The sequence below is a fragment of the Ruegeria sp. YTSC106 genome, assembly GCF_059609765.1.
In genome coordinates this window covers 247,741-272,806 of the sequence record NZ_JBXWMI010000006.1, presented here as the reverse complement: position 1 = coordinate 272,806, position 25,066 = coordinate 247,741, and the positions used below count along the sequence as shown (strand labels likewise).

Below are 25,066 nucleotides of genomic sequence, written 5' to 3'. Positions count from 1 at the left end.
CTTCGGGTTCGAAACGGACTTCGGATGCGGCGCAGCATCTGCACATTGCGCAGCAAATTACCCGACAAGGACGGCCCAAAGGAGACGCCCAGAACATCATCTAGTTGCTGCGGGTGCAGCCCGCTTTCCGGACATTCGCCGCAACGGCAAGGTCAACGACATGTCGAACTTACAGATCGCGGGACTTACCAGTCGTTCGCCTGGCGGCTATGAATGGCTGCCCCAATTCTGTTGCGGCCTTTCACGTCCGATTGCCATGGCTACCCGCACAACCGCTTCGTCACCATCGAAATCAAGGTCGAGTGATCCTTATCGAAATTTCGGATTCCCTCAGCCAGTTTCTCAGTTGCCATCGCGTCACGGTTCAATTCCCACCGGAAAGAGGCTTCGTCCAATACTTGTGCCTCCACGTCTTGAACGCGATCAGACAACAGGGCCGGTTTCAGATCGCCTTCTTCATCTTTCAGCGCGTCAAGCAGTTTCGGCGCAATGGTGAGCCGGTCGCACCCTGCCAGCGCCTTAACCTGATCAATCGTGCGGAACGAAGCGCCCATCACGATGGTCTCAATCCCGTTCGACTTGTAGTAGTCGTAAATAGTCTTCACGGAAGCCACGCCGGGATCATCATCAGGCGCATAGCTGTCGCGCCCCTCTGACTTCTTGTACCAATCCGTTATGCGGCCGACGAATGGGGAAATCAGAAAAACACCGGCGTCCGCACATGCAATTGCCTGGGACAGCGAGAAAATGAGGGTTAGATTGCAGTCGATCCCGTCACGTTGAAGGATCTCGGCAGCCCGGATGCCTTCCCATGTAGCTGCCAGCTTAATGAGTATTCGGTCCTTTTCGACACCACGCGCGTCATAGTCCTCGACGATTTCATAAGCCCGGCGAACAGAGTCGTCGACGCGGAAAGACAGACAGGCATCGACCTCTGTCGAGACGCGGCCTGGCACGAGTTTCGCAAGCTCCGCGCCAATGGCAACTGAAAGAGTAGCCGCAGCTGCTTGCGCATCCCTTCCCTGGCTTCGACAGGATTGTAGTTCCTGAGCGATAAGGCTTTCGGAAACCGGGTCTTGGAATGCCGCAAGAACCAGAGACGGATTGGTCGTACAATCCTCCGGCCGCAACCGTCTTACAGCCGCCAAGTCACCTGTGTCGGCGACGATTTTCGTCATGGATTTGAGTTGGTCTAGAACCGATGTCATGGTGTGGTCTCCTCTAGGCCGTGAATTCGCTCGAGCGCACGGGCAACGATCGCCTCTTTGGTGACCTCGAAACGCGCGTAGAGCTGATCCGCTGGGCCTGAGGCTCCAAAGCAATCAAGTCCAATCACATCATCTTCGGTGCGTACGCAGCGAGTCCAACCAAATTTGGCGGCGGCCTCCACCGCAATGCGCGGTGCCGTGCCAAGCGTTTTGTCTCGGTATTTGGGCTCTTGTTTCTCGAACAGTTCCCAGCAAGGCATGGAAACGATGGCCAAGCCAAACCCTTCTTTTGCCAAAACTTCGGCAGCTTCGATTGCGAGTGCGACTTCGGTGCCTGTAGCCAAAAGTGTGATATCCCGGTGGGCGCCCCAGGGTGGCCTGACTGAGCAGCTTCGATGGCATCGATACTTGAGGCCCTAGTGCAATTAGCCAAGTCTCGGTTAGACAAACCGAGTTGTATTTCCTCCTCAGAAAAAGGGGCTCAGACATTTTCTAATCTCCTGTCCTCGAAACGCACGAGCAATCTCTGTTCGGTGTGGAGTGCCGCGACTTTTGCGCTCATGCTCATCAGATGTCGCAGCCCACCGGAAGGATCGTGATGTCACGCACAGCAACGCCGTCAGACCGGGTCACCATGAACATGACCGCATCAGCCACTTCCTTGCCCTCCATCAACGCTTTGGCTTCCATTGCCTCGGCAAGCTTTGCCTTCGGCCAATCCTCGATTAGCGGTGTGACGACAGGTCCCGGCAACACCGCCCCCATGCGAACATTATGCTCGATCAGCTGACGCCGCGTCGCATGCACAAAAGCCTGCACAGCAAACTTCGAGGCCGAATAGATCGGCTCCCAAACGACCGGAACCACACCTGCTACTGATGACGTAACTACGACGTCACCAGTTCTCTGGGCGATCAGACTTGGGAGAACGGCATGAATGGATCTGAATGCTGCATTTACGTTCAGGTTCAGCACGCGATCCCAAACATCAGGATCCCCTTCGGAAACCAATCCGCCAACATAGGCACCGGCATTGGCGTGAAAAATGTCGAGTTTGCCGACTCGATCAACGATGCCTGATGCCAAGGACGAGACACTGCCTGGATCGAATAGATCGATGGGGAAAGCGTGCGCACCCGTCCCAAGGTTGCGACAGACGTCCTCCAACCTGTCTACGTCCTTGTCGATCAGGACGACCTCGGCGCCAGCGGCGAGCATCGCCTCAGCACATGCCAACCCAATCCCCGAGGCGGCGCCGGTTATCGCCGCTGACTTGCCATCAAGGTTCCACGTCATCTGGTGATACTCCCTTTGCTCCGCACACTTCCTTCAGAGTTTTCGTTTCGATCAATGAGGTGAAGCCAGTTACTCTCTGCGATCATGAAGTCCGCCGGACGGCTGTTTTCTGCGGCATAGGCAGCGTTGAGGAGGTCGTTTCCTTCAACCTGCCATTCCATCTCTTGGGCTGAGAAACCAAGTTCCTTCCATCGCTCTTGAAGGCGCGCGCGGAGCTCACCCAGAGGCTCATCCAAGTACACGCTCAGAGCGAAGTGCCGACGGAGCTTCGTCCACGGCTCCTCATCCAGCAGCAGATAGTTGCCTTCAACAATGATGATATCGACGGCACGCGGAATGATGCGGGCAGCACCGCGCGAAATCTCAATTGCCCGATCAAAAACGGGAACCGCAACCTCTGGCGCGTCATTCTTGCGAATACGTGTAAGCATCGCGTCGAAACCGTCTACGTCGAACGTGAAGGGCGCCCCCTTTCTCGCACGTTGCCCCCGCTCTTCAAGAATGGTGTCGTCGTAATGAAACCCGTCCATCGGTAGTATCCGAGCGCGGTCCGGGCTGGCCCGGTTCAACCTTCGCTCCAGCAATTCCGAAAACGTCGATTTGCCTGACCCCGGGGGGCCCACCACCGCGACGAGCCGCCTGTTTCCAGGCTTCAATCCGTCTAGACTCTTCAAGAATACTGCAAGCTGATCGCTCTCTGTTGCGGACCGGTTGCCTACCAGCATGTGTAGCCGCCATCGGCGAGGACGACCGACCCGTTGATCAAACTTGCGGCATCGGAGGCAAGGAAGAGGACCACTGCGGCCACTTCGTCAGCCCGCCCCATTCGGCCAATCGGTGTGCCGCCGATCCAGTATTGCTGAAGTTCAGGCTTCTCGGCAAAATGCGAAGTCAGATCGGTCTCGATATAAGTCGGCGCAACAGCGTTCACACGCAAACCGCGGCCACCCCACTCCGCCGCTAGCGATCTCGTCAGGTGATGAACTGCCGCTTTTGATGCATTGTACTGGGCTTGCTCCTGCGGACGGTTGACGATTTCCCCAGACATCGAGCCAATATTGACGATCGAGCCGCAGCCCTTTTGGAGCATCTTTCGCCCAAAAGCGCGGCTACACCAGAACAAGCCGTTGAGGTTCACGTCCATTGTGGCGAGCCATTCGGTATCCTTCATGGACTCCGCTGGCAAAAAACTCTTTCCGATACCCGCGTTGTTCACCAGAATATCGATCGAGCCGTGGCGGTCTGAGACCTCGTCACTCAAGCGGTCCACGGCGTTGGAATCCGTGATGTCCAACTGTGTTCCATTGGCCTCTCGATCCATCGATTGTAGCCGCCCTGCGGCTTCAGTGGCCGCGTCAGCATCGATGTCTGCAATTTCGATCTTGGCGCCCGCTTCCGACAATGCCTCGGCTATAGCCCATCCAATGCCTTTGGCGCCTCCGGTGACCACGGCCACTCTGCCGTCCAAGCGGAACCGATCAAGCATCTGCAAGCTCCTCTTCTTCCGAGTGAGCAATCCGTTCGCCAGCAACGTCAAAGATATGACAATGAGGTAGGCTCGGCGACAGGTAGACTTCTTGTCCCGCGCTAATCCCTCGTTGGCCGACGCCACGCACGGTCAACTGGCCTATCCCGGGCACATCGACATACAGAAACGCGTCGCTGCCAAGTTGCTCTTCCAGTGCAACAATGCCTTTCCACAGGCCCTCTTTCACTGAGCATTCGATATGTTCGGGTCGTATCCCCAGCGATATTGGGTCAGATGAATAGTTGTGCCCCAGACCCGGAATCGGCAGTCTGTTGCCACCCTTGAGGATCAGAGTATCATCCTTGTGAGCCGTAACATCCAGAATGTTCATCTTGGGCGACCCGATGAATGTCGCAACAAATATGTTTCGAGGGCGGTCATAAAGCTCCAGCGGTGACGCATATTGCTCGACTCTGCCCGCATTAAGAACTGCGATCCTGTCTGCCATTGTCATCGCTTCGATCTGGTCGTGGGTGACGTAGACCATCGTTGTCTTCAGCGAGTTGCGCAGGCCAATAAGCTCAACCCGCATCTGCACCCTCAACGCCGCATCGAGATTGGACAACGGCTCATCGAAGAGAAACGCCTTTGGATCGCGCACGATGGCCCGGCCAATTGCTACCCTCTGCCGCTGCCCTCCTGAAAGTTCGCGCGGATAACGATCCAGAAGTTCACCGAGAGACAGTATCCGCGCAGCCTCCTGCACCTTTTCTTCGATGAGCGGTTTGGGCGTCTTGGCGACCTTGAGGCCAAAGGCGATGTTGTCGCGCACCGTAATGTGCGGAAACAGGGCATAGGATTGGAAGACCATTGCCAACCCTCGCTCCGAAGGACGCAAGTTTGTGACTTCCTGTTCGTCGATCAGAATTCGACCTCCGTCGATGTCTTCCAGTCCGGTGATCGAACGCAACAGCGTTGACTTGCCACATCCAGAAGGTCCAACGAAGACAACGAATTCCCCGTCATTGATTTCGAGGCACACGTCTTTCAAGACATGGACAGCCCCGAAATGCTTATTGAGGTGGTCAAGTACGATTCTGCCCATCAGCTCACCTCCTGAACTTCAAAACCTGCTCGAACAGCTTGCGTTTCGGCGGCAGCCTTCAAGCCGTTCCGAATGAACTCTACAGCGTGTCTTGCAAGGTCATCGCTGTCGTCCCAGAGGTTTCGCCATACGCCAAGTATGTCGCTCAGCGGCGGCCCGGAGACTGCCGAAGAAAAGGACTCAAAAGCGATTGGGCCATCATACCCGATTTCTGCCAGACTTCGGAAAGTATCGGAGAAATCAACGGAACCGCTCCCAAGGTATCCTCTATGACTTTCGCCGATGTGGAAGTACCCTAAGACGTCGCCCGTCCGCCGAATTGACTGCCCGGGGTCAGCTTCCTCGATGTGCATGTGGTAGGTGTCGAGATGAACCTTGGCGTTGGGAGCCCCGATACGTTCGCACATTTCGATCGCCTGAGCTGCGGTGTTCAACACGTTCGTCTCATACCGATTCACCACCTCAAGCCCGATCGTTATGTCGCTCTTCTGCGCCTCCTCGCAGACGCGCTGAAGCACATCGACCGCGCCGTTCAGGCCATCGCTCGTCACAGGATGCATGTATTTTTGAAATGCGGAATACAGAATTCCGCAGACATGCGTAGCGCCAATCTCCTGAGCGGCAGTCAGCGCTTCCATCAGGCGCGCCTCGCCGCGCTTGAGCGCATCCGGGTTCCCGCTTGAAATATCCGTTTCCGCGTCGAGGCCCAAAGACATTGTCGCACTCAGTCCAGCCTCTTCAAGGCACTTTCGGGTATGCTTGACGTCAAGGGAGTGAGGGTCCAGACCCGGGATTTCGATATGGTCGAAGCCCAGATCCGCAGACTTCCCAATGGATTTGGCCGCCCCATCCCGATCCCAACGTCCGGTCCAGACAAATGCGTGGATTCCTAGTTTATTCATTTGTTCATCTCCATTCCAGTCGGGTAAGGGATTGACCGTCCAATTCGGGCGCCGGACCCAATCATGTCATGCGATCCTGCCATCTTTGACGGAGGCACAAGGGTCGCTAGATGTTCCGCTCTCACGGTTCGTACGGATATCCAAAAATCTTGGTTCCGCGCTTTTCGATGAAGTCGCATTGCGTGTTCTCTTCTCGCAGTCGGCTAGCTTTTGACCGCGCCCATGGTGAGGCCGGAAACGATGTGTCGCTGCATGATGAGGGTGAAAATCACGGTCGGAATGGCCTGGATCACCGACGCGGCCGCGATCAACTCCCAGTAAGTGTTGCTCGTCGTGACGAACGACGAGATGACTACCGGAAAGGTCTTGGCCGCGCGCGTGGTCAGAAAGAGAGCCAGCAGCAACTCGTTCCAAGCAAAAATGAACACAAACGTCGCAACCGTTGCGGTACCGCTTTTGGAAAGGGGCAGTGCAACCTTCAGAAAGGTTTGAACAGAGCTACATCCTTCCAGCGTGGCTGCTTCAATGACTTCTTTTGGGACCTTCCGGAAGAAGGACATTGCAACCCAGACAGCGAATGGAATGTTGAAGCCCGCATAAATCACGATCAGCGCACCCATCGTGTCGATCATGCCCACACTGTTGACCGCCATGTAGAGCGGAACAGCAGCCGCAATGGGTGGCATCATTCTTGTTGAAAGCACCCAATCAGCGAAGAAATCTCGCCCCCTGAACTTGAACTGCGTGAGCGCGTAGGCTGCAGGTAGGGCTAGGGCCATGCATAGAGCGGTGGCTGAGACCGTTACGATGATTGAATTAAGGAGAAATTGCCAATTCTCCGTCAGCAGTTTTGTATAGTTGCTCAGGTTGCTGAAATCGGGAATCCAAACAGGTGGGATCGAAAAGATTTCGCTTTGCGGCTTGAAGCTGGCCATTAGCATCCAGATCAGCGGCGCAGCAAAAACAAACATGATGAAGAAACCGGACACAAGGCCAAGGGCCATTCCGCGTTGACGCCTAGTCATTTTCAACCCTCCTGAGGTAGCGGATTGCAAAGGTGGTAATCACAATACTGATCGCCAGGATGACCACGGCCGCAGCCGATCCGTATCCGATCTGGAAGTATTGAAAGTCCTGTTTGTAGGCGAAGAATGTGACAACTTCTGTCGCCGAACTCGGCCCGCCTCTTGTCGTCACATAGACGATGTCGAAGAGGCGAAGATTGTCGATGATCCGCAAAATAATCCCGACGATTACAATACTTCGGATCGCGGGGATCTCGATCCAGGCCGCGACGTGGTACCATTTCGCCCCGTCGACCTCGGCTGCCTCGTACTGTTCTTGGTCAATTGAGGTCAGCCCGGCCAGCATCAACAGCATCATGAATGGCGTCCACTGCCAGCTATTGACGAAAATCATGGTGATCAGCGCGATCTTGGGATCGCTGAACCATCCCAGCGGTTCAATGGAAGATTGCTCAAGGAGGTAATTCGCAACACCAAGTGTCGGGTTGAAAATGTAGGCGAATATAAGCCCGATGCAGATTGGTGTGATCATCATCGGCACAATTGAAATGGAACGAAAAAGCCCACCCACCCGTGTCGCCCTGATCGAAAAGAAGACTTTGGCGGCAATGAAGCCAAGAACAATTTCGAGAGAAATCGATGATACGGTCAAAACGGCTGTATTTCTGAGCGCATCTAGAAAAAGCCCGTCCGAAAAGAGATCCGCATAGTTCTCGAACCAAGCAAATTTCTTCCTGTGCAATGCCGTGAGCTTCACCTTGTGGAGGCTCAAATAGACCGAGTAGATGAATGGAAAAACCGTCAGGATGACCAGATAGATCCCGGCAGGAGCCAGAAAGATCAGCCGCTCTCGAGTGTCATGATCCAAAATGCGACCAGATCGCGAAATTGCGGCAGTGGTGTCCGCTTCGGCGGTTTTCATGGCACAGCCCCCTCTGGGTGGTGTCGAACGTGAAGATCATCGGAAATGGCGGGGCGGGAGCATGGAGGCCCCCACCCCTAGGGAGGTCCCTATTTCAGCAGTCCCGCGTCCGTCAGCATCTCGGTGACTTCTTCGGTGGCATCGGTCATGGCCTCTTCCGGAGAGACTTCGTCGATGATGGCCCGGTTCACGTGCAGGCCAACGGCATCGATCATCTCGAAGGTCAGCGCGTGGCGGGGTCGCAACTCTGTCCATGCCGCCTTCGCAGAGTCATAAAGCGTTGGAAGCCAAGGCTGCGCTTCGAGCACCTCCGCGTCCTGGAAGGTGGAGTGCCGGCTCGCCGGTGCTCCCATCATGACCCAGTCCTTATGCACTTCGGGGCTGGCGAACCAGCGCATGAAGTCCCACGCGGCGTCTTTCCGCTCGGAGTGAGCGTTGAGACACATGATCCAGCCGCCGACTGGAGGTACAGATTCCGCACCTTCCGCATGCGGGAACATTGTTACGTCCCATTTCCCCACGACGTTTGAGATGTCGGGATTGTTGAGCCCCGGTGTGCGCACCGACCAGGCGTTTATCATGGCCACGTTGCCCTGCGCGAAGGAATTGAACCGCTCGTCCCAGGCAAAGCCTTCGACGCCCGTAGGTCCATAGGGCACAATGTCTTCGAAGAACTGCAACATCGCGATGGATTCAGGGCTGGTCATTGTCGGAGTCAGGTCTGCATAGGCGTCTGCACTTCCGGGAAAGTTGCTCTCCCACGGTTTGCCGCCCGCGCTGTAGATCCACTCAAAGTACTGCTGCCCCGCGGCAGCGCCTCGCTTGAAGTTCATGGCATAACCCGAAACGTCGGGATAGTCAGAACTTTCAGTGACAGCCTTCGCGGCGGCCATGACATCATCGAAGGTCTCGGGAGGCGCGATACCCAATGCTTCGAAGATATCAGTGCGGTAGTGGAGCATGTGCCAATAGGCGCCCACAGGCAGACACTGACGCTGCCCATCCCACTCTGCCTGTCCGCGGAAGCTTTCAACATAGTCGTCCCATGCGATGATGGCCGGATCGGTCCCTTCGAGGCGGCCTTCTACCGGATCGAGGCACCCGGCCTCGACGAACTCGCCGATCCAGATCCCGTCGATGAACAGGACGTCGTATTGGCTGTCACGCTGTGAGCAACCGAGGATCTGTTTTTCGTGCAGCGGGTCGTACCCGAAACCGTCGACGGTCACATCGGCGGATGTGATTGCCGCGAATTCGCCGGAAATCTCGCGGAGCGGATCGATGAACGGGTCCGCGATCACCATCAGGTTGACTTCTGTACCTTCATGGTTTCCGAGAGTGGACCCCCAGTCGGTTTCAGCTTGCGCTGTCGCGGCCACCATCAGGGCACACGACGACACCGCCAGTGAACGTTTAAAAGTCGACATATTCATTCTCCTCCTATTGGATTATGTCGTTTTCTTATTGCCCCCGGCAAACCTCTCCCACCCACAGCAAAGGCCGTGCTGGTGCGAACTGGAAATCCTCGGAGGCTCTTGATGCTGCTGCGAAGCAGCACGTCTCTATTCCTCCGGGCTACCTCGGATATCGGAAGTCACGCTACCCTTGGAAACCGCGCTAACGGACGGACGGTAACCGAGGGTGGAAGCTCTTTCATGCAGCACACACTCGAATGCCACTGGAACTGGCATCCCTTCATCGCCCGCTATCCTGCGGGAAAGCTGCCGCCAAGCAGCTTCGACGATACAATCGACCGGTTGCGAAATTGCAGTGATCGGTGTCTTTCGGGCAGACATCCACGCGTAATCGTCGAAACCGACAAGGGCGAGGTCCTTGGGAATAACGATCTCGTTCGCAATAGTCGCAGACAATGCGCTCAAGGTCAGGATGTTGGTCATCGCCAGAATTGCGTCAGGGCGCTTGTCACTGGAAAGGTACTGACCCAGAACTTCCGTTGCGTTGGGATGGCTGGTCCCTGCCTCCACAATCTGGACCTGGTCTTGGCGGAGACCGCGCGCCCGGGCTGTTTCTTGAGCGGCCGCACAGCGCTCATGCATGTTGTGTGTACTCAGAAGAGACGCCGCAATCAGGATCTTCTGACACCCGATGTCCAACAGATGCTCGACGGCCAATCTTCCTGCCGAGCGATTGTCTACCGAAACCGTGTCCGCAAAGAGGGTCTTCGAAGTCCTATCTATGACGACGTAGGGAACCCCGCTCGCCTCGACCAGTTTTTGACTCGGGAAGTCGTCGCGCACTGGGATGACAAACAATCCAGCAGGCTGCCATGCCAGCATGGCCTTCAGACGCGATGCTTCGGTGGTTTCGTCCTCACCGGACGACGCCACAATTATCTCGTAGCCGTTTTCTCCGGCGAGCGCTTCAACATTGCCGACGACGGAAGAAAAGAAAGGGTTCTCGATCTCTGGCACTAGAACCGCGATAATTGGGACCTTGCCCGACCGAAGGTTGGCTGCGGCACGAGTGGGATGATACCCCAGAGCCTCGGCGGCCTTCTTGACGCGTTGAGCGATCTCGTCGTTGTCCGAACGCCGACCGTTCATGACATTTGATACAGTTGCCGTAGATACTTTCGCCCACTTGGCGACCTCTCGTATCGATGCGCGTTTCTTTTCTTGCACCACTTCCTCCCCCAAAGTGGATGGTTTCTGTAAAACGTTTTATGGTAAAACGTTTTATGGCGCAAGATAAAACGTTTTATGTGGCGATCTTCGGATCAGAAACGGCACAAAAAAATATCAGCGGAACGGCACGTTTTTTGTTTTCTTCCAATCTTTTACAGAGATCTTCGCTTTATGAGGCCAACGAACGATCGGGATTGAGATATGGCAGAACGACACTGACGGATCGGCGATGTGTTTTGCGCATGAGCTCTACAAATCGCCCGCAAGCTCCAAGCGAGTCAGGGCCAGCGGTCGAAGCCGCATAAACAGGCCGGACACACGACTGCTTCTGACAAATGCGCAAATCAGATCAAAAAAGTCTTGCTATGCAGGAGCCATCCACACATGACATTCGCTGCGTGAATGACGTCAATGCAAGTACGACATCAATTGACCAATGAATCGCTAATTTCGCACCGCAAAGCTTCAGGCTTTAATATCGGCTGCCTGCCGAGCGAGTTCCTGAAATCGTACGAATAGGGCAAAGCGCTTTCCGTGTTTTTCAACTGTCGGGCCGTCAGCCGGTCGGTATCTGTCTGCGACCCTGGACATCGCGGCCATACTCGCGGCCAAATCGCTGTAAAAACCGGCGGCGCAGGCGCCAAGCATTGCGGCGCCAAGAAGAACCGGTTCTTCGGAGTCGGGGCCGACAACTGCTATGCAAGTCGAGTCTGCGAGAACCTGTCGAACGGCGTCTTTCCGCCCCGCACCGCCAGATACTACAATGTTTGAAATCGGCGCACCTTGGCGGGCTTGCGTTTCGAGGATTTGTCGCAATCCGTACCCAAGACCGCAAAGCCCGGCAATATAAAGTGCGACCAGACTGTCGAGCGAAGTGTCCATGCCAAGACCCGCAATAACTGCTCGTGTGCGGGGATCCGCATGCGGTGCGCGATTTCCAAGAAACTCCGGCACGACATGAAGGGCATCCGCAAGGTCGACCAGATCACTGGCGGACCCGGCTTGCATCAATGCCCTGTCCATCAACCAGTCCGGCAGAGACTTTCCGTCCCGCCCTGCCAGTTTCGCCGCTTCAGTTGCAGCGGGATGCATGCCGATCAGTCTGTCGATGGCCGCCCCTGCAGCAGACTGGCCGCCTTCGTTCAACCACATGCCGGGGATCATCGCCGAGTGGTACGGTCCCCAGACGCCAGGAACGAACACCGCCTCGGACGTTGTTGTCATGGTGCAAGAGGACGTACCGAAAACGTAAGCCATATTCTCGGTCACCGGTCCGAGACCTGCGGCACCGACTGTACCGACACCACCGGCATGGGCATCGATCAGCCCCGCACCAACGGCTGTGCCCGGTCGAAGACCAAGCACTTCGGCTGCCTCCTCGGTCACACCTTGTCCCAGTCGTGTCCCCGGTTCGACAATCTCGGTACCGATGCGGCAAAACTGTTCATCAACAAATTCGCCAAGACCAATCTTACGAAAATACGTATCGCTCCACCCGCCCCTGCCCGCAACATAGGTCCACTTGCACGTCACAGTGCAGGATGACCGCGCAAGCGACCCAGTCGCCTTCCAGGTCAGGAAATCGGTCAGGTCCATAAAATGCCCTGCTTTCGCAAACGTCTCGGGCCGATGACGTTTCAGCCAGAGAAGTTTGGGGGTCTGCATTTCTGGCGAGATGGTGCCACCTACATAGGAAAGGACATCGTGCCCCGTGGCATTGATGTCTTCCGCCTCTGCAACGGCGCGGTGATCCATCCATACGATGATGTCGCGCTCTTGGTCCTCGCTTGGACCGACTGAAAGCGGTTCACCGAAGCTGTCCAGAACAACAAGAGAGCATGTCGCGTCAAACCCGACGCCGTCAATTTCGCGAGGGGCAATACCGGCGGCGGCAATCGCAGCGCGCGAGGCATTGCCGACAGCGGCCCAGACCTGCGTAGACGATTGTTCGACGAAATCGGCGCTTTCCCGAAAGACTTCGAAGTCGGACTTTCCAGTCCCAAGCAGCCGCCCGCTTTCGTCAAAAACGCCCGCACGCGCGCTGCCGGTTCCCACATCGATTCCCACGAAACAAGGCATCTTGTCCCTCCTCTTCCCGGTCAGTTGCGTGGGCGGGCAACGTCTTCACTGCCCTCCGGCTCCGGTCCGTGGCCGTAGCTCATGCGCTGCATCTGATCGATCACTCGCTTCATTTCTGTATCCGATAGGATCGGAGGATCACCCAGCGGAAGGGCCTGCACATAAAGCCGCGCCAGAGTTTCAACCTCGGTCGCCATCCAAAGCGCCGCATCAAATGTCTTGCCAAGTGAAATCTGCCCGTGTTGGCCCAGCAGGCAAGCAAGTCGCCCTTCAAGCGCACTAAGCGCCGTATCTGACAGCTCCTGCGTCCCGAAGGTGGCATATTCGGAACAACGAATGGTGGTGCCGCCCGCGATACCAACCATATAGTGAAAGGCGGGGATCTCGCGATGGTGACAGGCCAGTGTCGTGGCGTACACCGAATGGCAGTGCAGAACGATGTCGATATCGTTCCGGTTCTGCAGAATGTCGCAGTGAAAGCGCCATTCCGACGAAGGCCTGCGCCCCGAATAGGTGCCCGCAAAATCCATTTCCACAAGGTCGTCGGGTGTCATGGTGTCATATGGCAGCGAAGACGGCGTAATTAGAAAGCCATCACCACAACGGGCAGAAAGATTACCTGAGGTGCCCTGATTTATGCCGGTGGCGTTCATCTGCCTGCATGTTTCAACCATACGTTCCCGTAGTTCGGATTCAGTCATTCTCTGCTTTTCCTTTTCTTTCTGCGGCCTCGCGCCAGGATTCGAAGTACGTTGCCAGGCCCGGGATGGCGATGGGCTCGACCGGTTCAAGCGACACAGGCCGGGGTTTTGTCCGGATCTCGTGGTCGGCAAGACGGACGGCACCCGCAACAACGCCGTGCGGTTCATCCGAAAGAACGGTTTCTCTGGTGCCGCGCAAGGCGGCGACTAGTGGCGCGAAAAGCGGTTCTTTCAGGAAAGTTCCATCGAGGACGAGAGTTTCGCCACCATTTAACACGTCGGCACAGGTCGTTGTCAGAAGCGCGGTGTGCAGCAGGGCCAGCGCTGTACGCTCGTTCTGGTCTTCCGGCGGCGGACCCAGAATGCGGCCGCGGCCGCCGCTTCCGGGAAACTGGCCCTCGATATTGCTGAAGCTCGGAATTGCCATGGTTTTCCGGGCAACGAGCCGAGCCAGAACTTCCGCATCGGCGGGCACACCGCGCCAGTCCTTGCCGGCAATGGCCGAGAACTCGCGCCCTCCCATCACCAGCGCACCGCCAACGGGATTGCCGTCCAGGTCTGAATTGATCGTCATGCTTCGCGCTTCATCCAGCTCGGACAGATCGACTTCGAGCGAAAGTCCCACGATCCAGGTGCCGGTCGAGACCAGTGTAAAGTCGCGCATCCCGTCGGCGATGTATCGATAGAAATTCGCGGTGGAGTCGTGGGCCCCTGTCAGGACGGTGATGTCGTCCGGCAAACCGTACTGCCGGACAAGCGGCTGCCGTATCGTGCCGAGTGCTGACCAGGCCGGCCGAAATTCCGGCATCAACCGCTGCCAGTCCTGGCCCTCTACAATTGGGGTCCAACGGCGCTGGGGGACGTTCCAAAGTTGCGATTGTGCACCCATGGCCGAGTATTCCGACGCCGCCACTCCGGTCAGCCACCAACCCCAGTATTGCGCGATGTTGAGATAGTGGCGGGCCACTTTGAACCCCTCGGATTGGGCGCGTTCCATCCACAGAAGTTGCCGTGCGGCGTGGATCGAAGCCATCATCACAGGACTGCCGCGATCCTCGAACGAACCGGCCTTCTGCCTGTACTCCGCATCAATCTCGGATGGGCACGGCTGTTCGTAGTCGATCATCGGCAAAGCAGGACCCGTGCGTTCTGCATCCGCATCATCGCCCGTCAAGACGCCGCCCGAACCATGTCCTACGGGAACAACAACCAGGATCGGATGCTGCCGGCATAAATCGGCAAGCGTCTCCCCCACCCACACCGAAAGGGCAGAAATGTCATGATGATGCCAAGGCGGTCCTGGGACAATTCGGTTCGGCGTGGACCTATTCTCAAGCAGTGTACCGTCGGGAGCGGCCACCCACAGATCGACATTGGTCTTGCCGATATCGAGAACTGCGATTTCGCCGGTTTGAGTCACCTATTGCCGCCGTTCATATCAGTCGATATTGCGCGGCCTTGTTTCGCAGGAACGGCAGGCCCTTTTCCATTACTTCCTCGAAAGACGGCGCGACCGGGCGCCAGATGGCCAGACCATAAGCGATCTGCGGCGGCATGTTGATGAAGCTTTCCATTGCCAACCCGCCCTTGAACCCGATGGCCGCCAGCGTCGCGTAAATCTCATCCCAGTCGCAGGTTCCTTCGCCCGGTGTGCCGCGATCACTTTCCGACAGATGAATATAGCGCAGATGTTCACGCGCATCGAGAATGCCGTTGCCTGCGCCCTTTTCTTCGATGTTCATGTGATAGGTATCGAGGTGGACGAAAATGTTGTCAGCACCAACCTTCTCGATCATCTCGATCGCCTGCCGACCGGTGTTGATCAAATGGGTCTCGTAGCGATTCACAGGTTCGATCCCAAAGGCGATGCCAAGCGATTTCGCATGCTTTGCGGCGGCCTCCAGCGCGCGGGCGATATTGTCGTATTCGCCTTGGGTTGGCGGCACACCGGTCCGTTCTCCGATCCCGCCGTAGGTAACCCCGGAAAGCGCCTCTGCCCCCATTTCCTTAGTCTTGCACATGGCGTCGATCAGATGCTCGATGGCACCGTCCGGATTGACCGAAGCCCAGTTTTCCCGTGGCAAGCCAAGTGAGCAAACCGCACGCATCTCGTGCTCTGCCAAAAGGGCGCGGGTATGTTCGGCGTCAACGATACTTGTGTCCAAAAGCGCGATCTCGATGAAATCCATTTTGTAGGCAGCAGCAGCGGGTATCGTCCGCTCGGCCCCCTCGCGATCCCAATGCATGGTCCACATGCTGGTGTGTACGCCGAAACCTTCCATCGTCACGTTCCTTTTCGTAGTCTGTTTCGCCATCGCATCCCGACCCACCTGAGTGCCATGACGGCAATCAGAAAGAGGCCCCAGACGGCGGTAGAAAGATGCTGGTTTGCGCCGATCAGGTTCAGTCCCGACGACAGCGCCTGTAGAATGATCAAGGCGATGGCCACCGGCAGGACCCGCCCAAACCCGCCAAACGGGTCGATACCGCCAAGGAAGCAGGCCAGAACGGTAACAAGCAGAAGCGCCTCGCCATGGCCGACGCGGACAGAGTTGAAGCGCGCTGCCATCACGATCCCCGCCACAGCGCAGATCACTCCCGAAATGGCATAGATCAGCACAAGGGTTCTGCGGGTGTGAAGACCGGAGTACTCCGATGCCTCGATGTTGGAGCCGATCATGTAAACCGAGAACCCGTGGCGGGACCGCTTCAGCATAATGTGCCAGAGAAGCGCGGCAACGACGAACACGATCATCGGAACCGGGATGCCAAGGATGCTCCCGTGGCCGAGCACGTTCATATACTCGGGGAAACCCGAGATGTCGCCGCCCCGGGTCAGAAACTCCCCCAAACCGCGCAGGAAAATCATCATAGCAAGAGACACCAGAATGGGATGCGCGCCGACATAGGCGACCACCGCGCCCATGACCGCCCCCGAAGCGGCCCCGGCCAGAAGTGCAAGCATGGCTCCGAGAATGAAAGCAACCGGTCCCGCCTCAGGTCCGCCGAACTGGATCAGCACCCAGGCCAGAGCCAGCCCCGAGAAGTTGGCCTGAAAGATGATGGCAAGGTTCAGTCCGCCCGACAGGATCGGCACAAGCATCGCCAGTGTCAGCAACCCGAGCACCGGCATCTGAAAGGCCATCGAACGCAGGTTCGCCCCCGTCAGGAACAACGGCGTCGCCAGCGAGAACCCCAGAAAGACCACGCCGAGAAAAGCCAAAAGCGGCAGTGTCTCTGCTCCGAGCAGGGCGTATATCCTATCACGCAAGGTCATGTCGTGGCCTCCGACGGCCGGCGCGCTTTCATTCGGCTGCCAAAGCTCAGGTTCGAGGACGAGATGGCCACAAGTATTGTCGCGCCGATGATCATCTGGAAGGCGAAGGGCGAGATACCGAGCAGGTTCAGCCCGTTCTGCGCAATCGCCACAAACATGACACCGAGGATGCAGCCAACCACCGTCCCGCGGCCGCCTCCAAGCCGCGCCCCACCCAGAACGACAGCTGCCAGCACGTCCAACTCCCGGCCATAGAGGGCGTTCGGCACCACTTCCTGCGCGATGTTCACCTGCATCAACCCACCAATCCCCGCCATCATTCCGCTCCAGCCGAAGGCAACGATCTGCATCTGCCAGATGTTGACGCCGGCGCGGCGGGCACCCTCGGGATTGTCACCAAAAGCGTAAAGCTGTCGGCCAAGCGTCGTGAGGCGGATCAAAGCCCAAGTCGCCAGAACGCAGACGATCATGACCGCGACCGACAGGTTCAGTTCGGACCAGGTTCCGTCCGCCGCCTGCCGCTCGAAGATGAAAATGCGGTCAGTCCACCAGTCGGGCAGGTTGTAGATATTCCGGCCCTTGGTGAAAAACATCAGAAGCCCGAAGAACGCGTTAAACGTGGCGATCGTGATGACAATCGAAATCACCCGAAACCCGTGGATCAGGAAGGCATTCACCAGCCCAAGACCGATCCCGAGCGTCGCCGCAACAAGGAACCCGATGGCCCAGTTCCCCCCGCCAATACCGAGGAAAACCTGTGCTGCCACGTACTGAACGACCGACGCTGCGACGGCGAACGAGATGTCGATTCCACCTGCAATCAGAACGACCAGAAGGCCAACCGCCCAGATGAGATTGACCGCGTTGTTGTTCAGCAGCGACGTGATGTTGCCCATTGTCAGGAACGTGTCGGTGGTCAACGAAAGCCCAATGACGATCAGAAGCAGAACGACCGAAAGGCGGGCCTCGACGGGATATATGACGAAGACGTTACGCATAGATCCGCGCCTCAAGGTCAGGGACGCTGGTCGAATTTGGATCGTATTCGCCAACAAGCCTGCCATCCGCCATATGAAGGACGTGGTCTGCGTTGAAGACGACCTCGGTCACTTCGTCGGAGATCAACAAAATTGCCAATCCCTCATCAGCAAGCTGTCGCACGATGCGGAAGATGCCCGCCCGCGCGCCGACATCGACCCCCACCGTCGGGCTGTCGAGGATCAAAAGGCGGGGCTCCGTTGCCAGCCATTTGGCCAGTACGACACGCTGTTGGTTGCCCCCCGACAAGGTAGAGACCGCGTCCTCGGGCTGGCCGATCTTGACCGCCAGCTCACTGATCCAGTGTCGCACAAGATCGGATTGGCGGGAGGGTGAGATCAATCCAAAGCTTCCCAGGATACGGTCAAGAACGGAAATCGCTGTGTTGTCCGAGATAGACTGTGGCTGAATCAACCCAAGTGACAGCCGATCTTCCGAGACATAGGCCACGCCGCGCGCGATCGCGTCCCGAATTGAGCGCATGCGAACCGAAGACCCTTCCAATCGGATGTCGCCAGCGTCCGGCTGGCTCATACCGATCAGCGCATGAGCCAACTCGGTCCGGCCGGAGCCGATCAATCCGGTAAGCCCAACGACTTCGCCTTCCCGGATTGTAAGGTTGATATCCTCGAACTCTCCGTGCCGGGTAAGCCCGACGACTTCCAAAACCGGTGCCGCGTCCGAACGATCGCGCGCCGTTACCGCATGTTCGTGCAACGTGCCAGTCATCAATTCACCGAGGCGAAACTGGGTCATGCCCTCGGTCGGAAAAACACCGACCAGTTTGCCGTCCCGAACAACTGTGACGCGTTCTGACACATCGATCACCTCGGCCAGCCTGTGGCTGACGAAGACAACGGCGATCCCTTGCTCTGACAGCGTCCGCACCACAGCCAGCAGCGCATCCGTCTCGCTTTGGGTAAGCGACGCGGTCGGTTCATCCATAAACACCAGCCGCGCCTCGCCCATCAAGGCGCGTGCGATAGCAACGACTTGGCGTTCCGCGATGGGCAAGTCCAAAAGCCGCGCGTCCAGGTCAAGACCTACATCTAGCCGATCCAGCACAGCTTGCGCCTGCGCACGGTGGCGTCGGCCCAGATTGAGACGCGGCACAAGGCCGACCATCTCGTCGAAGGCGATGTTCTCAGCAACGGTCATGTGCGGGAACAAGGCAAGGTCTTGCCAAATCACCGCGATCCCAAGTGCGCGCGCTCGGGTCGGCGAAATCGTCGCGACGGTTTCACCGAAAAGTTCAATCTCTGCGCCCGGATCCGGTGTGTAAACCCCGGTCACGATTTTGATGAGCGTCGACTTTCCACACCCATTTTCACCGGCGAGGCAATGCACCTCACCTGGTCGCACCTCAAAATCCACTGATTGGAGTGCCTTCACTCCGCCAAAGGTTTTTGAGACGTTGCGAAGCCGCAAAGCAGCGGGTATTTCGGTATCTGATGTCATGAAAGTCTGCTCTTCAGTAGTGGGGACCCGCGGAACACGCGGATCCCTTTGACCAAGATGGCCTCAGAGGCCCTTGGCCGCCAGTTCATCCACGGTGCTCTTGTTAATCTCCAAGAGGTTGTCAGTGATGATGTTGGTGCCGGTCGGGCTGACAACGCCAAGGCCTTCGATCTCGGTGCCGTCGGAGATTTCTGCACCCTCGACCAGCATATTGCCCATGGTGACGAAGACACGGCCCGCTTCAGCCGGATTCCACATGAAGCCGCCCGAGATGATGTCATTTTTCAGAAGCTTCTGTCCTTGGCCTGGCGAGAACGGCCCAAGGACGTGGACCTTACCGCCGAGGCGGCGCTCCTCGACGGCGCGACCGGCCCCGATCGGACCTTGGCTGCCGAAGGCAAGCAAGCCGCGCAGATCAGGGTTGGCTGCGATCAGGTCAAGTGCCGTCGAGCGGCTGTCATCGACGCTTTCAGCCACACCATAACGGTCACCAACCGGCGTCAGCTTGTCGGCGCAGTTGTTGGCGAGCCACTCGATTCCGGCATCGGCCCAGGCGTTGTGCAGCGGCACGGTCAGCGAGCCTACATAGACCGCATATGTGCCGGGCTCCTCGGTCTTTTCGCAAAGCAGCTTCGCATGCGCTTCGCCAAAACCATCCGCCGAAGCGAGTTCGAAGTTCCAGTCGACATTGCTCAGACCGGGACCCTCATGCGCGATCACCTTGATCCCGGCATCCATCGCCTTCTTCAAAACGGGCTCAAGCGCCGCCTCATCGTTTGGCACAACACCGATCACATCGACGCCCTTGGCGATCAGATCTTCGATCGCGCGTACCTGGAGAGCCGGATCGGCGGAGGTCGGCCCGATCATCTCGGCGCTGACGCCCAGTTCGGCGGCACGCTCCTTGATCCCTTCTTCCATGGCGTTGAACCACGGGATGCCACCGATCTTGACCACGATACCCATGGTCGTTTCCGCGGCAGAGTAGGTCGCGGTCAAGGTGAATGCGCAGACGGATGCTGCAAGTATTGTTTTGAGTTTCATACTTTCCTCCCAGAGAACGCCACGCTGGAAAAGCGCGGCTATATATTTTGCACCATCGATTGTTTTTTGTTGCGCAATCGATGGTGCTGAAGTTATATGGAAACAGGCGATTCTGTCAAAGGGGAATCTTTTGTGGTCAAAAACGCGGTGAAAAAACAGGTCACGATCTACGATATCGCGGACCGCGCCGGTACGTCGGCAAGCACTGTGGGTGCTGTTTTAAACGGCAGTTGGCGCAATCGCCGGATCAGCGAAAGACGCGCCGAAACCGTGCGGCAGATCGCAAACGAGATGGGCTACGCCCCCAACATGCAAGCCCGAGCACTTCGAAGTGTGCAGTCGCGGATGATCGGCATGATTCTCCCGATGTATGACAACCGCTATTTCGGCGCCATCGCAGAGCGGTTCGAGGTTGAAGCCCGAGCCCGAGGTCTCTTGCCCATGACCTCCTGCACCTGGCGCGATCCGGAACTCGAACTCGCGACCGTGCGCCAGATGCTTTCTTACAACGTGGACCGCATCGTGTGCACCGGCGCCACCGATCCCGATGGCATCGCGCGAATTTGTGGAGAACAGGGCGTGCCGACGATCAATCTCGATCTGCCCGGCACTGCGGCAACCTCGATCATCTCGGACAACTACGCGGGCGCTTACAAGGTCACGGCAGCCCTAATCGAACGCGCAAATACTGACGGGCGGGAGTGGCAGGACAGCCTGCTTTGCGTCGGGGGACGGCCTGCCGATCACAACACGGGCGAGCGCATTCGCGGGTTCAAAGACGCTATTTCCGATGCAGGCGCGTCTCCGATCGACGACAACATCCTTGCCTGCGGCTATGCGGCGACCAAGGCGAAAGCGGCCTTTTCGGCCAAGGTCGAAGCGTTGGGACGCATGCCGACTGCCGTTTTCGTGAACTCCACAATCACGCTGGAAGGTGTGTTCGACTGGCTGGCGCAGAACGAGCGTTCGGCGCTGGACACGATCCTTTTTGGCAGTTTCGACTGGGACCCGTTTGCCCAGTACATGGCCCAGAACCTCTTTTCGGTTCGCCAGGACGTCGGGGCCATGCTGGAAGCCATGTTCCGAGTGATCGACAGCGAGCGCACCCATCCGCCAGAAGTCATCCAGATCCCGCCGATCGTGTTGGCCGAAGGCAAAGGCCGCAGAATACCGACTGGTTAGGGCCGAACCTCGACCAAAGCCACAGAGATCGCGAACCACATCCTGATACACCAAAGAACGGATAGGATTATTTCCCGACAAAAGGTTAGTCGCATTGGCAATCGCAGACGCAATTGAAACATGGACAAGTCGACCTGCTGCTGGAAAACGGCCCTCACTGGACCTTGGGCTACGTATACGGCGCTGCAGTGCAGCTTCCTAAAAGCAGTCGTTCGCTGATAAATGCCCTTTGACCGCCGCCAAGTCATCGAAAACTGGCGATTGCAAGCTCATCATACCTATTCACCTGACAAGTGCGCTTGAGAACGGACTTCCATTCGGATGTTAGTATCGCATGCGCCTACGGATCATTGCCTCATTGTCCTGCCACTCGGCCTCAGCGATATACTTGCGAACCATCTCATGCAGGATTCTCGCCATGCGTGGATGCTCGAACTCGCAAGCTTTAGCCCAGCCCTCGTATTGATCCGCCAGCTCTCGCTCTTGCGCTCCGCCTTCACCCCGCCAAGTCACACCGCGAGCATTGTAGCGCCCGATTGTGATGCCGCGCTCAATTTCGACGCTATAGAGATCATTGACGGCCTCCCGTACAGGTTCACAAGGCCATAATCCATCTTCTCCCAAAGGGGCGTGTGCGAGGATTTCCCCGATCTGATAATCAAGCATGGCGCGATGACCTGTTGGCTCACTGATGCGCCTTGCCTCGATAATCCATTCCTTCAGTTTCTTTGCTTGGATGACACCGTGTTCATCAACCCCAGGCACTGAAGAAAGAGCGTCAATAAAGGTGTTGGCGTTTCTGGCGGCCGTCTTCTCCTCATCGGTAGGTTCCGCATCCTTGGGTTCGTTCTTTCCCCTGTAGGCCATGCGAATGGCCTCGCAGAATAGAGACGGGTTGTCGTTTACCTCGGACTCAAGGTTAGGAATACGCCCTCTATCGAACCTAAAGACCTCCAGATACAGGAACTCCAGACCAGCCATCCTCTCGCGGCCAATTGTGCCGCGGGAATTGAGGATCTTGAACACCTCCTCAATGGAGTGTCGATCCATCGAGGATGCTCCCCGCTCAGCTTCGTCGCTTCGGGGAAGAGCCTGCAGGATTTCGTAGAGCTGCTCGGACTCGATGCTTTTCAGGTCCAGATGGACAAATTGCAGCGCCGTTAGACCGCGTCGGGCTTCAATTAGTTTTGTTACAGCGTAGCGTAGCTCTTCTTCTGTCTGCCTCGCCCAGTGTGCGGACACAGTCTTCCAGTACCCTTCGGACACTGCGCGGCTTGAAGTCTCCACAGCGTCCCAAACTGTTTGCCCAAACCGGCAAAGGCAGAACAGGCGCACCAGCTGATCATCGGTCAGTTCGCCGCGCAATCCGTTGATAAAGCCAACCGCATTCTTGTCACCCAACGAGAAAAAGAAGCCGTCCAGCAGGAACTGTAGCTTGGTCGAAGTCAGGAAGTCGGGATCGCCAACGATGCGCCGGATAAAGGCGAGCTGATCCGCCTCGGAGCTCATGATCTGCGCGAGGTTGTTACCCACTATGTGTGAAGCATTCCCAGAAAGAGCAAGGCGTACGGCACCAGCAACACCTTCCTGCGCCAACACAGCTTCGACGCCCGCCTTTCGTTGTTTGGCGATGCGCACGTCTCGCGCCTCGAAGTCGTGCTCATCGTCGTGAATATCTTCCCACGAGTTCTCTACCCATGAATTCTTGAACAGCCACGCGTGCTTCCAGACGATTTCACCAGGCTCCAACTCGTCATAGATATCGCGCGCCTTGTTTACCTTGGCTTTCGTAGCCGTCTTCGGCGCTCCCTTCTTGCTCAGGCGGCGGGCACTCCTGCTAACACCCACGCGAATTTGCTCCCTTAACCAAGACCGATCCTCGTCGGTGGCCGCTTTTGCCCAGCCGGCCACGCGATCCCACACGCGAGCGCGATAGTCGTCTCCAAAACCCTCCAGGCTATCGACCAAATCAGCAAGTTTCTCTCTTGTCATCGGTGTCCAAGAAAGGGCCAGCTCAAGGCAGTGTTCTTCGAATTTCCAGCGCTCTCCGTTGGTCACCACTTCTCCGCTACCAAAGGCATAGTCCCTCCATTTCGGCTTAACGCTGTAGTGGCCGGTCCGCGACCGTAAGTCATACTGGTCCCTCGCAACCGCCCATCCGACTTCGGGAAAGTGCTTAACCAATTGATCCAGGGCTGCAATCCGCTGCTCTACGTTGGCGGAGGTTTGGGGCATCCAGCTACGGAAGATCGAAAGCAGGCTTTGCATCGCGCTGTTGCCGCAACGATCGTCAGGCTCCAGTTCGCAAAGCCTTGCAAGCACATCCACGACACGAAGGAGGTATTCCGGCGACCATGCCAACAAATCCAGTGCCCACAGTAGGCCAACTCGTGGATTACTGGAGAACAGGGGGTCACCGACCGGGCGCATCAAGACTTGTGTGCTCGGATCATTTCTGGCCAAGTCCCGCTCGATAATCCCCAGGAACTCTTCCGGCGCGGCCTCAGCATACCGCTGGAATTCATCGGATTGAGACTCCATTGTCTCGCCATCCATGCTTGCGAAAAGCTTTCTCACCAGTAGCGTTGCCTGAGATTGCGTATCCACCCCCAGCTTGTTCCTGAAGAGCCCGTTGCCGTGCATCGCCAGAATAACCAAGCTATCGGCGATGCCTTCTCGCAACGCAGAAGATATGTCGCGGGTCTTGCCGTGGATACTCGCTGCCCAGCGTTCACTTTCTGGAAGTTCGAGTGAAGGATCGGGCTCCGAAAGCACAAGGTCAGCAGCCTGATAGAAGCGCTCAAGGTCTTCGGGCGTCACCCATTGATGCACCGCGTAGAGGGCGTCAATCTTGGACACGATCCCTCGGAAGGAACCTATCGACCAGACGGGCGAACTCTCGATTGGCAACAGATTGCCGAACTCCCTCTCGACCTCCGCATATCTGTCCTCACCCATCAAATGGCAAAGGACAATTCGGTCCGCTTCGTTGTCATTCTTCCATGCGCCTGCCAGCATGAAAGGAAACACTGAGCGTGCAAGCGCCTTGTCAGCGCTCCATGCCGGTGACTTGATTGCCTGATCCCGCGCCAGGCGGCGGCGCAGCACCGTGAGAGACCGGCCCGACTCTTCCTTGAGGCGTTCTATCGCATCGCCGCCCAACCCCATCGTTTCGAGGCCTTTGCGGAATGCTTCTCCGCTGAGGGGATCAAGAACAATATCAGCCTCGGTTTGTACCATCGTGCGCGGCACGATCGAAATCCCACCAAGACGCATTCCCGTCTCAGCCAGCTCAACCTCGGTTTCGCGGTTTGTAACGATCGGTATGAAGCGGGATGACTTGTTGGCGAGTTCGGTTAGTGGCCCGGCTTCGGAGAAGACGACCACGCGGTCGCGTATCGCTGAAAGTTCGGGGTCGTTTCCGCTCAACATCGCGCAAACAAACGCAAGACCTTCCAGCACGGAGTCCGACGCGATCCGAAGCGTTCGATCGTCCCCTCGCAAATGTGCAAGGAGCTTCTTGCCAGCAATAATCGACGCTTCGTCAAATATGTCCGGCGTAAAGGCTGGGTCACAATCCGCATTCCACTTCACCCAGCAGCGATCAAGTGACTTCGTGCCACGGAAATCTTTGCCGTTCTCGTTGGCGAACCAAACTTGAGCAGGAATAGACTGTTCCAGGTTCCGTCGCAAATATCTTTGAGAGCTGCATAGAT

At 57.1% G+C, this 25,066-nt stretch carries 21 protein-coding genes; 1 reads left to right on the top strand and 20 read right to left on the bottom strand.

What is annotated here, in order from left to right; all coding sequences use genetic code 11:
- Positions 1-260: 260 nt before the first annotated feature.
- From tal to AC2FEB_RS10885, 19 genes are all read right to left on the bottom strand, one after another.
- Positions 261-1,208: a transaldolase gene (tal, locus tag AC2FEB_RS10975; protein ID WP_496884058.1), complete on the bottom strand. Its 948-nt coding sequence runs from the start codon at positions 1,206-1,208 to the stop codon at positions 261-263.
- Positions 1,205-1,561, bottom strand: a complete 357-nt coding sequence (locus AC2FEB_RS10970; RefSeq protein ID WP_496884061.1) for a transketolase-like TK C-terminal-containing protein — start codon at positions 1,559-1,561, stop codon at positions 1,205-1,207. Before AC2FEB_RS10970 ends, tal begins: the two co-directional genes overlap by 4 nt.
- A 214-nt stretch (positions 1,562-1,775) precedes the next feature.
- Complete coding sequence (locus AC2FEB_RS10965; protein ID WP_496884057.1) at positions 1,776-2,504, bottom strand: SDR family oxidoreductase; 729 nt, start codon at positions 2,502-2,504, stop codon at positions 1,776-1,778.
- Positions 2,501-3,229, bottom strand: a complete 729-nt coding sequence (locus AC2FEB_RS10960; RefSeq protein WP_496884056.1) for an AAA family ATPase — start codon at positions 3,227-3,229, stop codon at positions 2,501-2,503. Before AC2FEB_RS10960 ends, AC2FEB_RS10965 begins: the two co-directional genes overlap by 4 nt.
- Positions 3,220-3,990 carry an SDR family NAD(P)-dependent oxidoreductase gene (locus tag AC2FEB_RS10955; RefSeq protein WP_496884055.1) on the bottom strand — a complete coding sequence of 257 codons (771 nt, stop codon included), beginning with the start codon at positions 3,988-3,990 and terminating at the stop codon, positions 3,220-3,222. Before AC2FEB_RS10955 ends, AC2FEB_RS10960 begins: the two co-directional genes overlap by 10 nt.
- Positions 3,983-5,077 (bottom strand): ABC transporter ATP-binding protein, encoded by a 1,095-nt coding sequence (locus AC2FEB_RS10950; protein ID WP_496884054.1) that lies wholly within the window; start codon positions 5,075-5,077, stop codon positions 3,983-3,985. The genes AC2FEB_RS10955 and AC2FEB_RS10950 overlap by 8 nt, the downstream gene beginning before the upstream one ends.
- Positions 5,077-5,979, bottom strand: coding sequence for a sugar phosphate isomerase/epimerase family protein (locus AC2FEB_RS10945; protein ID WP_496884053.1), 903 nt, complete (start codon positions 5,977-5,979; stop codon positions 5,077-5,079). Before AC2FEB_RS10945 ends, AC2FEB_RS10950 begins: the two co-directional genes overlap by 1 nt.
- A 203-nt stretch (positions 5,980-6,182) precedes the next feature.
- Positions 6,183-6,983: a carbohydrate ABC transporter permease gene (locus tag AC2FEB_RS10940; protein ID WP_496884052.1), complete on the bottom strand. Its 801-nt coding sequence runs from the start codon at positions 6,981-6,983 to the stop codon at positions 6,183-6,185.
- Positions 6,984-6,996: 13 nt separating this feature from the next.
- The gene (locus AC2FEB_RS10935; protein ID WP_496884051.1) at positions 6,997-7,926 is read right to left on the bottom strand and encodes a carbohydrate ABC transporter permease; all 930 of its coding nucleotides are present in this window, start codon (positions 7,924-7,926) and stop codon (positions 6,997-6,999) included.
- A gap of 89 nt (positions 7,927-8,015) precedes the next feature.
- Entirely contained in the window at positions 8,016-9,353 is a 1,338-nt protein-coding gene (locus AC2FEB_RS10930) for an extracellular solute-binding protein (protein WP_496884050.1), read from the bottom strand.
- A gap of 135 nt (positions 9,354-9,488) precedes the next feature.
- Complete coding sequence (locus AC2FEB_RS10925) at positions 9,489-10,568, bottom strand: LacI family DNA-binding transcriptional regulator (protein ID WP_496884049.1); 1,080 nt, start codon at positions 10,566-10,568, stop codon at positions 9,489-9,491.
- Between the two features lie 468 nt (positions 10,569-11,036).
- Entirely contained in the window at positions 11,037-12,650 is a 1,614-nt protein-coding gene (locus AC2FEB_RS10920) for an FGGY-family carbohydrate kinase (protein ID WP_496884048.1), read from the bottom strand.
- Between the two features lie 20 nt (positions 12,651-12,670).
- Complete coding sequence (locus AC2FEB_RS10915) at positions 12,671-13,351, bottom strand: class II aldolase/adducin family protein (protein ID WP_496884047.1); 681 nt, start codon at positions 13,349-13,351, stop codon at positions 12,671-12,673.
- Positions 13,344-14,771 (bottom strand): FGGY family carbohydrate kinase, encoded by a 1,428-nt coding sequence (locus AC2FEB_RS10910; protein ID WP_496884046.1) that lies wholly within the window; start codon positions 14,769-14,771, stop codon positions 13,344-13,346. The genes AC2FEB_RS10915 and AC2FEB_RS10910 overlap by 8 nt, the downstream gene beginning before the upstream one ends.
- Before the next feature lie 13 nt (positions 14,772-14,784).
- Positions 14,785-15,633, bottom strand: coding sequence for a sugar phosphate isomerase/epimerase family protein (locus tag AC2FEB_RS10905; protein WP_496884045.1), 849 nt, complete (start codon positions 15,631-15,633; stop codon positions 14,785-14,787).
- 2 nt (positions 15,634-15,635) lie between these two features.
- Positions 15,636-16,628 (bottom strand): ABC transporter permease, encoded by a 993-nt coding sequence (locus tag AC2FEB_RS10900; protein ID WP_496884044.1) that lies wholly within the window; start codon positions 16,626-16,628, stop codon positions 15,636-15,638.
- A complete protein-coding gene (locus AC2FEB_RS10895) occupies positions 16,625-17,626 on the bottom strand; it encodes an ABC transporter permease (RefSeq protein WP_496884043.1) in 1,002 nt (333 codons plus the stop codon). The genes AC2FEB_RS10900 and AC2FEB_RS10895 overlap by 4 nt, the downstream gene beginning before the upstream one ends.
- On the bottom strand, positions 17,619-19,124 hold the full coding sequence (locus AC2FEB_RS10890) for a sugar ABC transporter ATP-binding protein (protein WP_496884042.1): 1,506 nt from the start codon (positions 19,122-19,124) through the stop codon (positions 17,619-17,621). Before AC2FEB_RS10890 ends, AC2FEB_RS10895 begins: the two co-directional genes overlap by 8 nt.
- Before the next feature lie 63 nt (positions 19,125-19,187).
- A complete protein-coding gene (locus tag AC2FEB_RS10885) occupies positions 19,188-20,168 on the bottom strand; it encodes a substrate-binding domain-containing protein (RefSeq protein WP_496884041.1) in 981 nt (326 codons plus the stop codon).
- Positions 20,169-20,300: 132 nt separating this feature from the next.
- Here AC2FEB_RS10885 and AC2FEB_RS10880 point away from each other — a divergent pair, with 132 nt between their 5' ends.
- Positions 20,301-21,350 (top strand): LacI family DNA-binding transcriptional regulator, encoded by a 1,050-nt coding sequence (locus AC2FEB_RS10880; protein ID WP_496884040.1) that lies wholly within the window; start codon positions 20,301-20,303, stop codon positions 21,348-21,350.
- Positions 21,351-21,674: 324 nt separating this feature from the next.
- On the opposite strand, the gene AC2FEB_RS10875 is transcribed toward AC2FEB_RS10880, so the two are convergent.
- Entirely contained in the window at positions 21,675-25,043 is a 3,369-nt protein-coding gene (locus tag AC2FEB_RS10875) for a hypothetical protein (protein WP_496884039.1), read from the bottom strand.
- Positions 25,044-25,066 lie beyond the last annotated feature (23 nt).

Excerpts from the sequence above, each read along its gene's own strand:
- AC2FEB_RS10960 (WP_496884056.1), bottom strand. The coding sequence starts at position 3,229 with ATGCTGGTAGGCAACCGGTCCGCAACAGAGAGCGATCAGCTTGCAGTA.
- AC2FEB_RS10930 (WP_496884050.1), bottom strand. The coding sequence starts at position 9,353 with ATGTCGACTTTTAAACGTTCACTGGCGGTGTCGTCGTGTGCCCTGATG.
- AC2FEB_RS10915 (WP_496884047.1), bottom strand. The coding sequence starts at position 13,351 with ATGACTGAATCCGAACTACGGGAACGTATGGTTGAAACATGCAGGCAG.
- AC2FEB_RS10890 (WP_496884042.1), bottom strand. The coding sequence starts at position 19,124 with ATGACATCAGATACCGAAATACCCGCTGCTTTGCGGCTTCGCAACGTC.
- AC2FEB_RS10900 (WP_496884044.1), bottom strand. The coding sequence starts at position 16,628 with ATGACCTTGCGTGATAGGATATACGCCCTGCTCGGAGCAGAGACACTG.
- AC2FEB_RS10885 (WP_496884041.1), bottom strand. The coding sequence starts at position 20,168 with ATGAAACTCAAAACAATACTTGCAGCATCCGTCTGCGCATTCACCTTG.
- AC2FEB_RS10955 (WP_496884055.1), bottom strand. The coding sequence starts at position 3,990 with ATGCTTGATCGGTTCCGCTTGGACGGCAGAGTGGCCGTGGTCACCGGA.
- tal (WP_496884058.1), bottom strand. The coding sequence starts at position 1,208 with ATGACATCGGTTCTAGACCAACTCAAATCCATGACGAAAATCGTCGCC.
- AC2FEB_RS10945 (WP_496884053.1), bottom strand. The coding sequence starts at position 5,979 with ATGAATAAACTAGGAATCCACGCATTTGTCTGGACCGGACGTTGGGAT.
- AC2FEB_RS10950 (WP_496884054.1), bottom strand. The coding sequence starts at position 5,077 with ATGGGCAGAATCGTACTTGACCACCTCAATAAGCATTTCGGGGCTGTC.
- AC2FEB_RS10895 (WP_496884043.1), bottom strand. The coding sequence starts at position 17,626 with ATGCGTAACGTCTTCGTCATATATCCCGTCGAGGCCCGCCTTTCGGTC.
- AC2FEB_RS10920 (WP_496884048.1), bottom strand. The coding sequence starts at position 12,650 with ATGCCTTGTTTCGTGGGAATCGATGTGGGAACCGGCAGCGCGCGTGCG.
- AC2FEB_RS10940 (WP_496884052.1), bottom strand. The coding sequence starts at position 6,983 with ATGGCCCTTGGCCTTGTGTCCGGTTTCTTCATCATGTTTGTTTTTGCT.
- AC2FEB_RS10965 (WP_496884057.1), bottom strand. The coding sequence starts at position 2,504 with ATGACGTGGAACCTTGATGGCAAGTCAGCGGCGATAACCGGCGCCGCC.
- AC2FEB_RS10935 (WP_496884051.1), bottom strand. The coding sequence starts at position 7,926 with ATGAAAACCGCCGAAGCGGACACCACTGCCGCAATTTCGCGATCTGGT.
- AC2FEB_RS10905 (WP_496884045.1), bottom strand. The coding sequence starts at position 15,633 with ATGGAAGGTTTCGGCGTACACACCAGCATGTGGACCATGCATTGGGAT.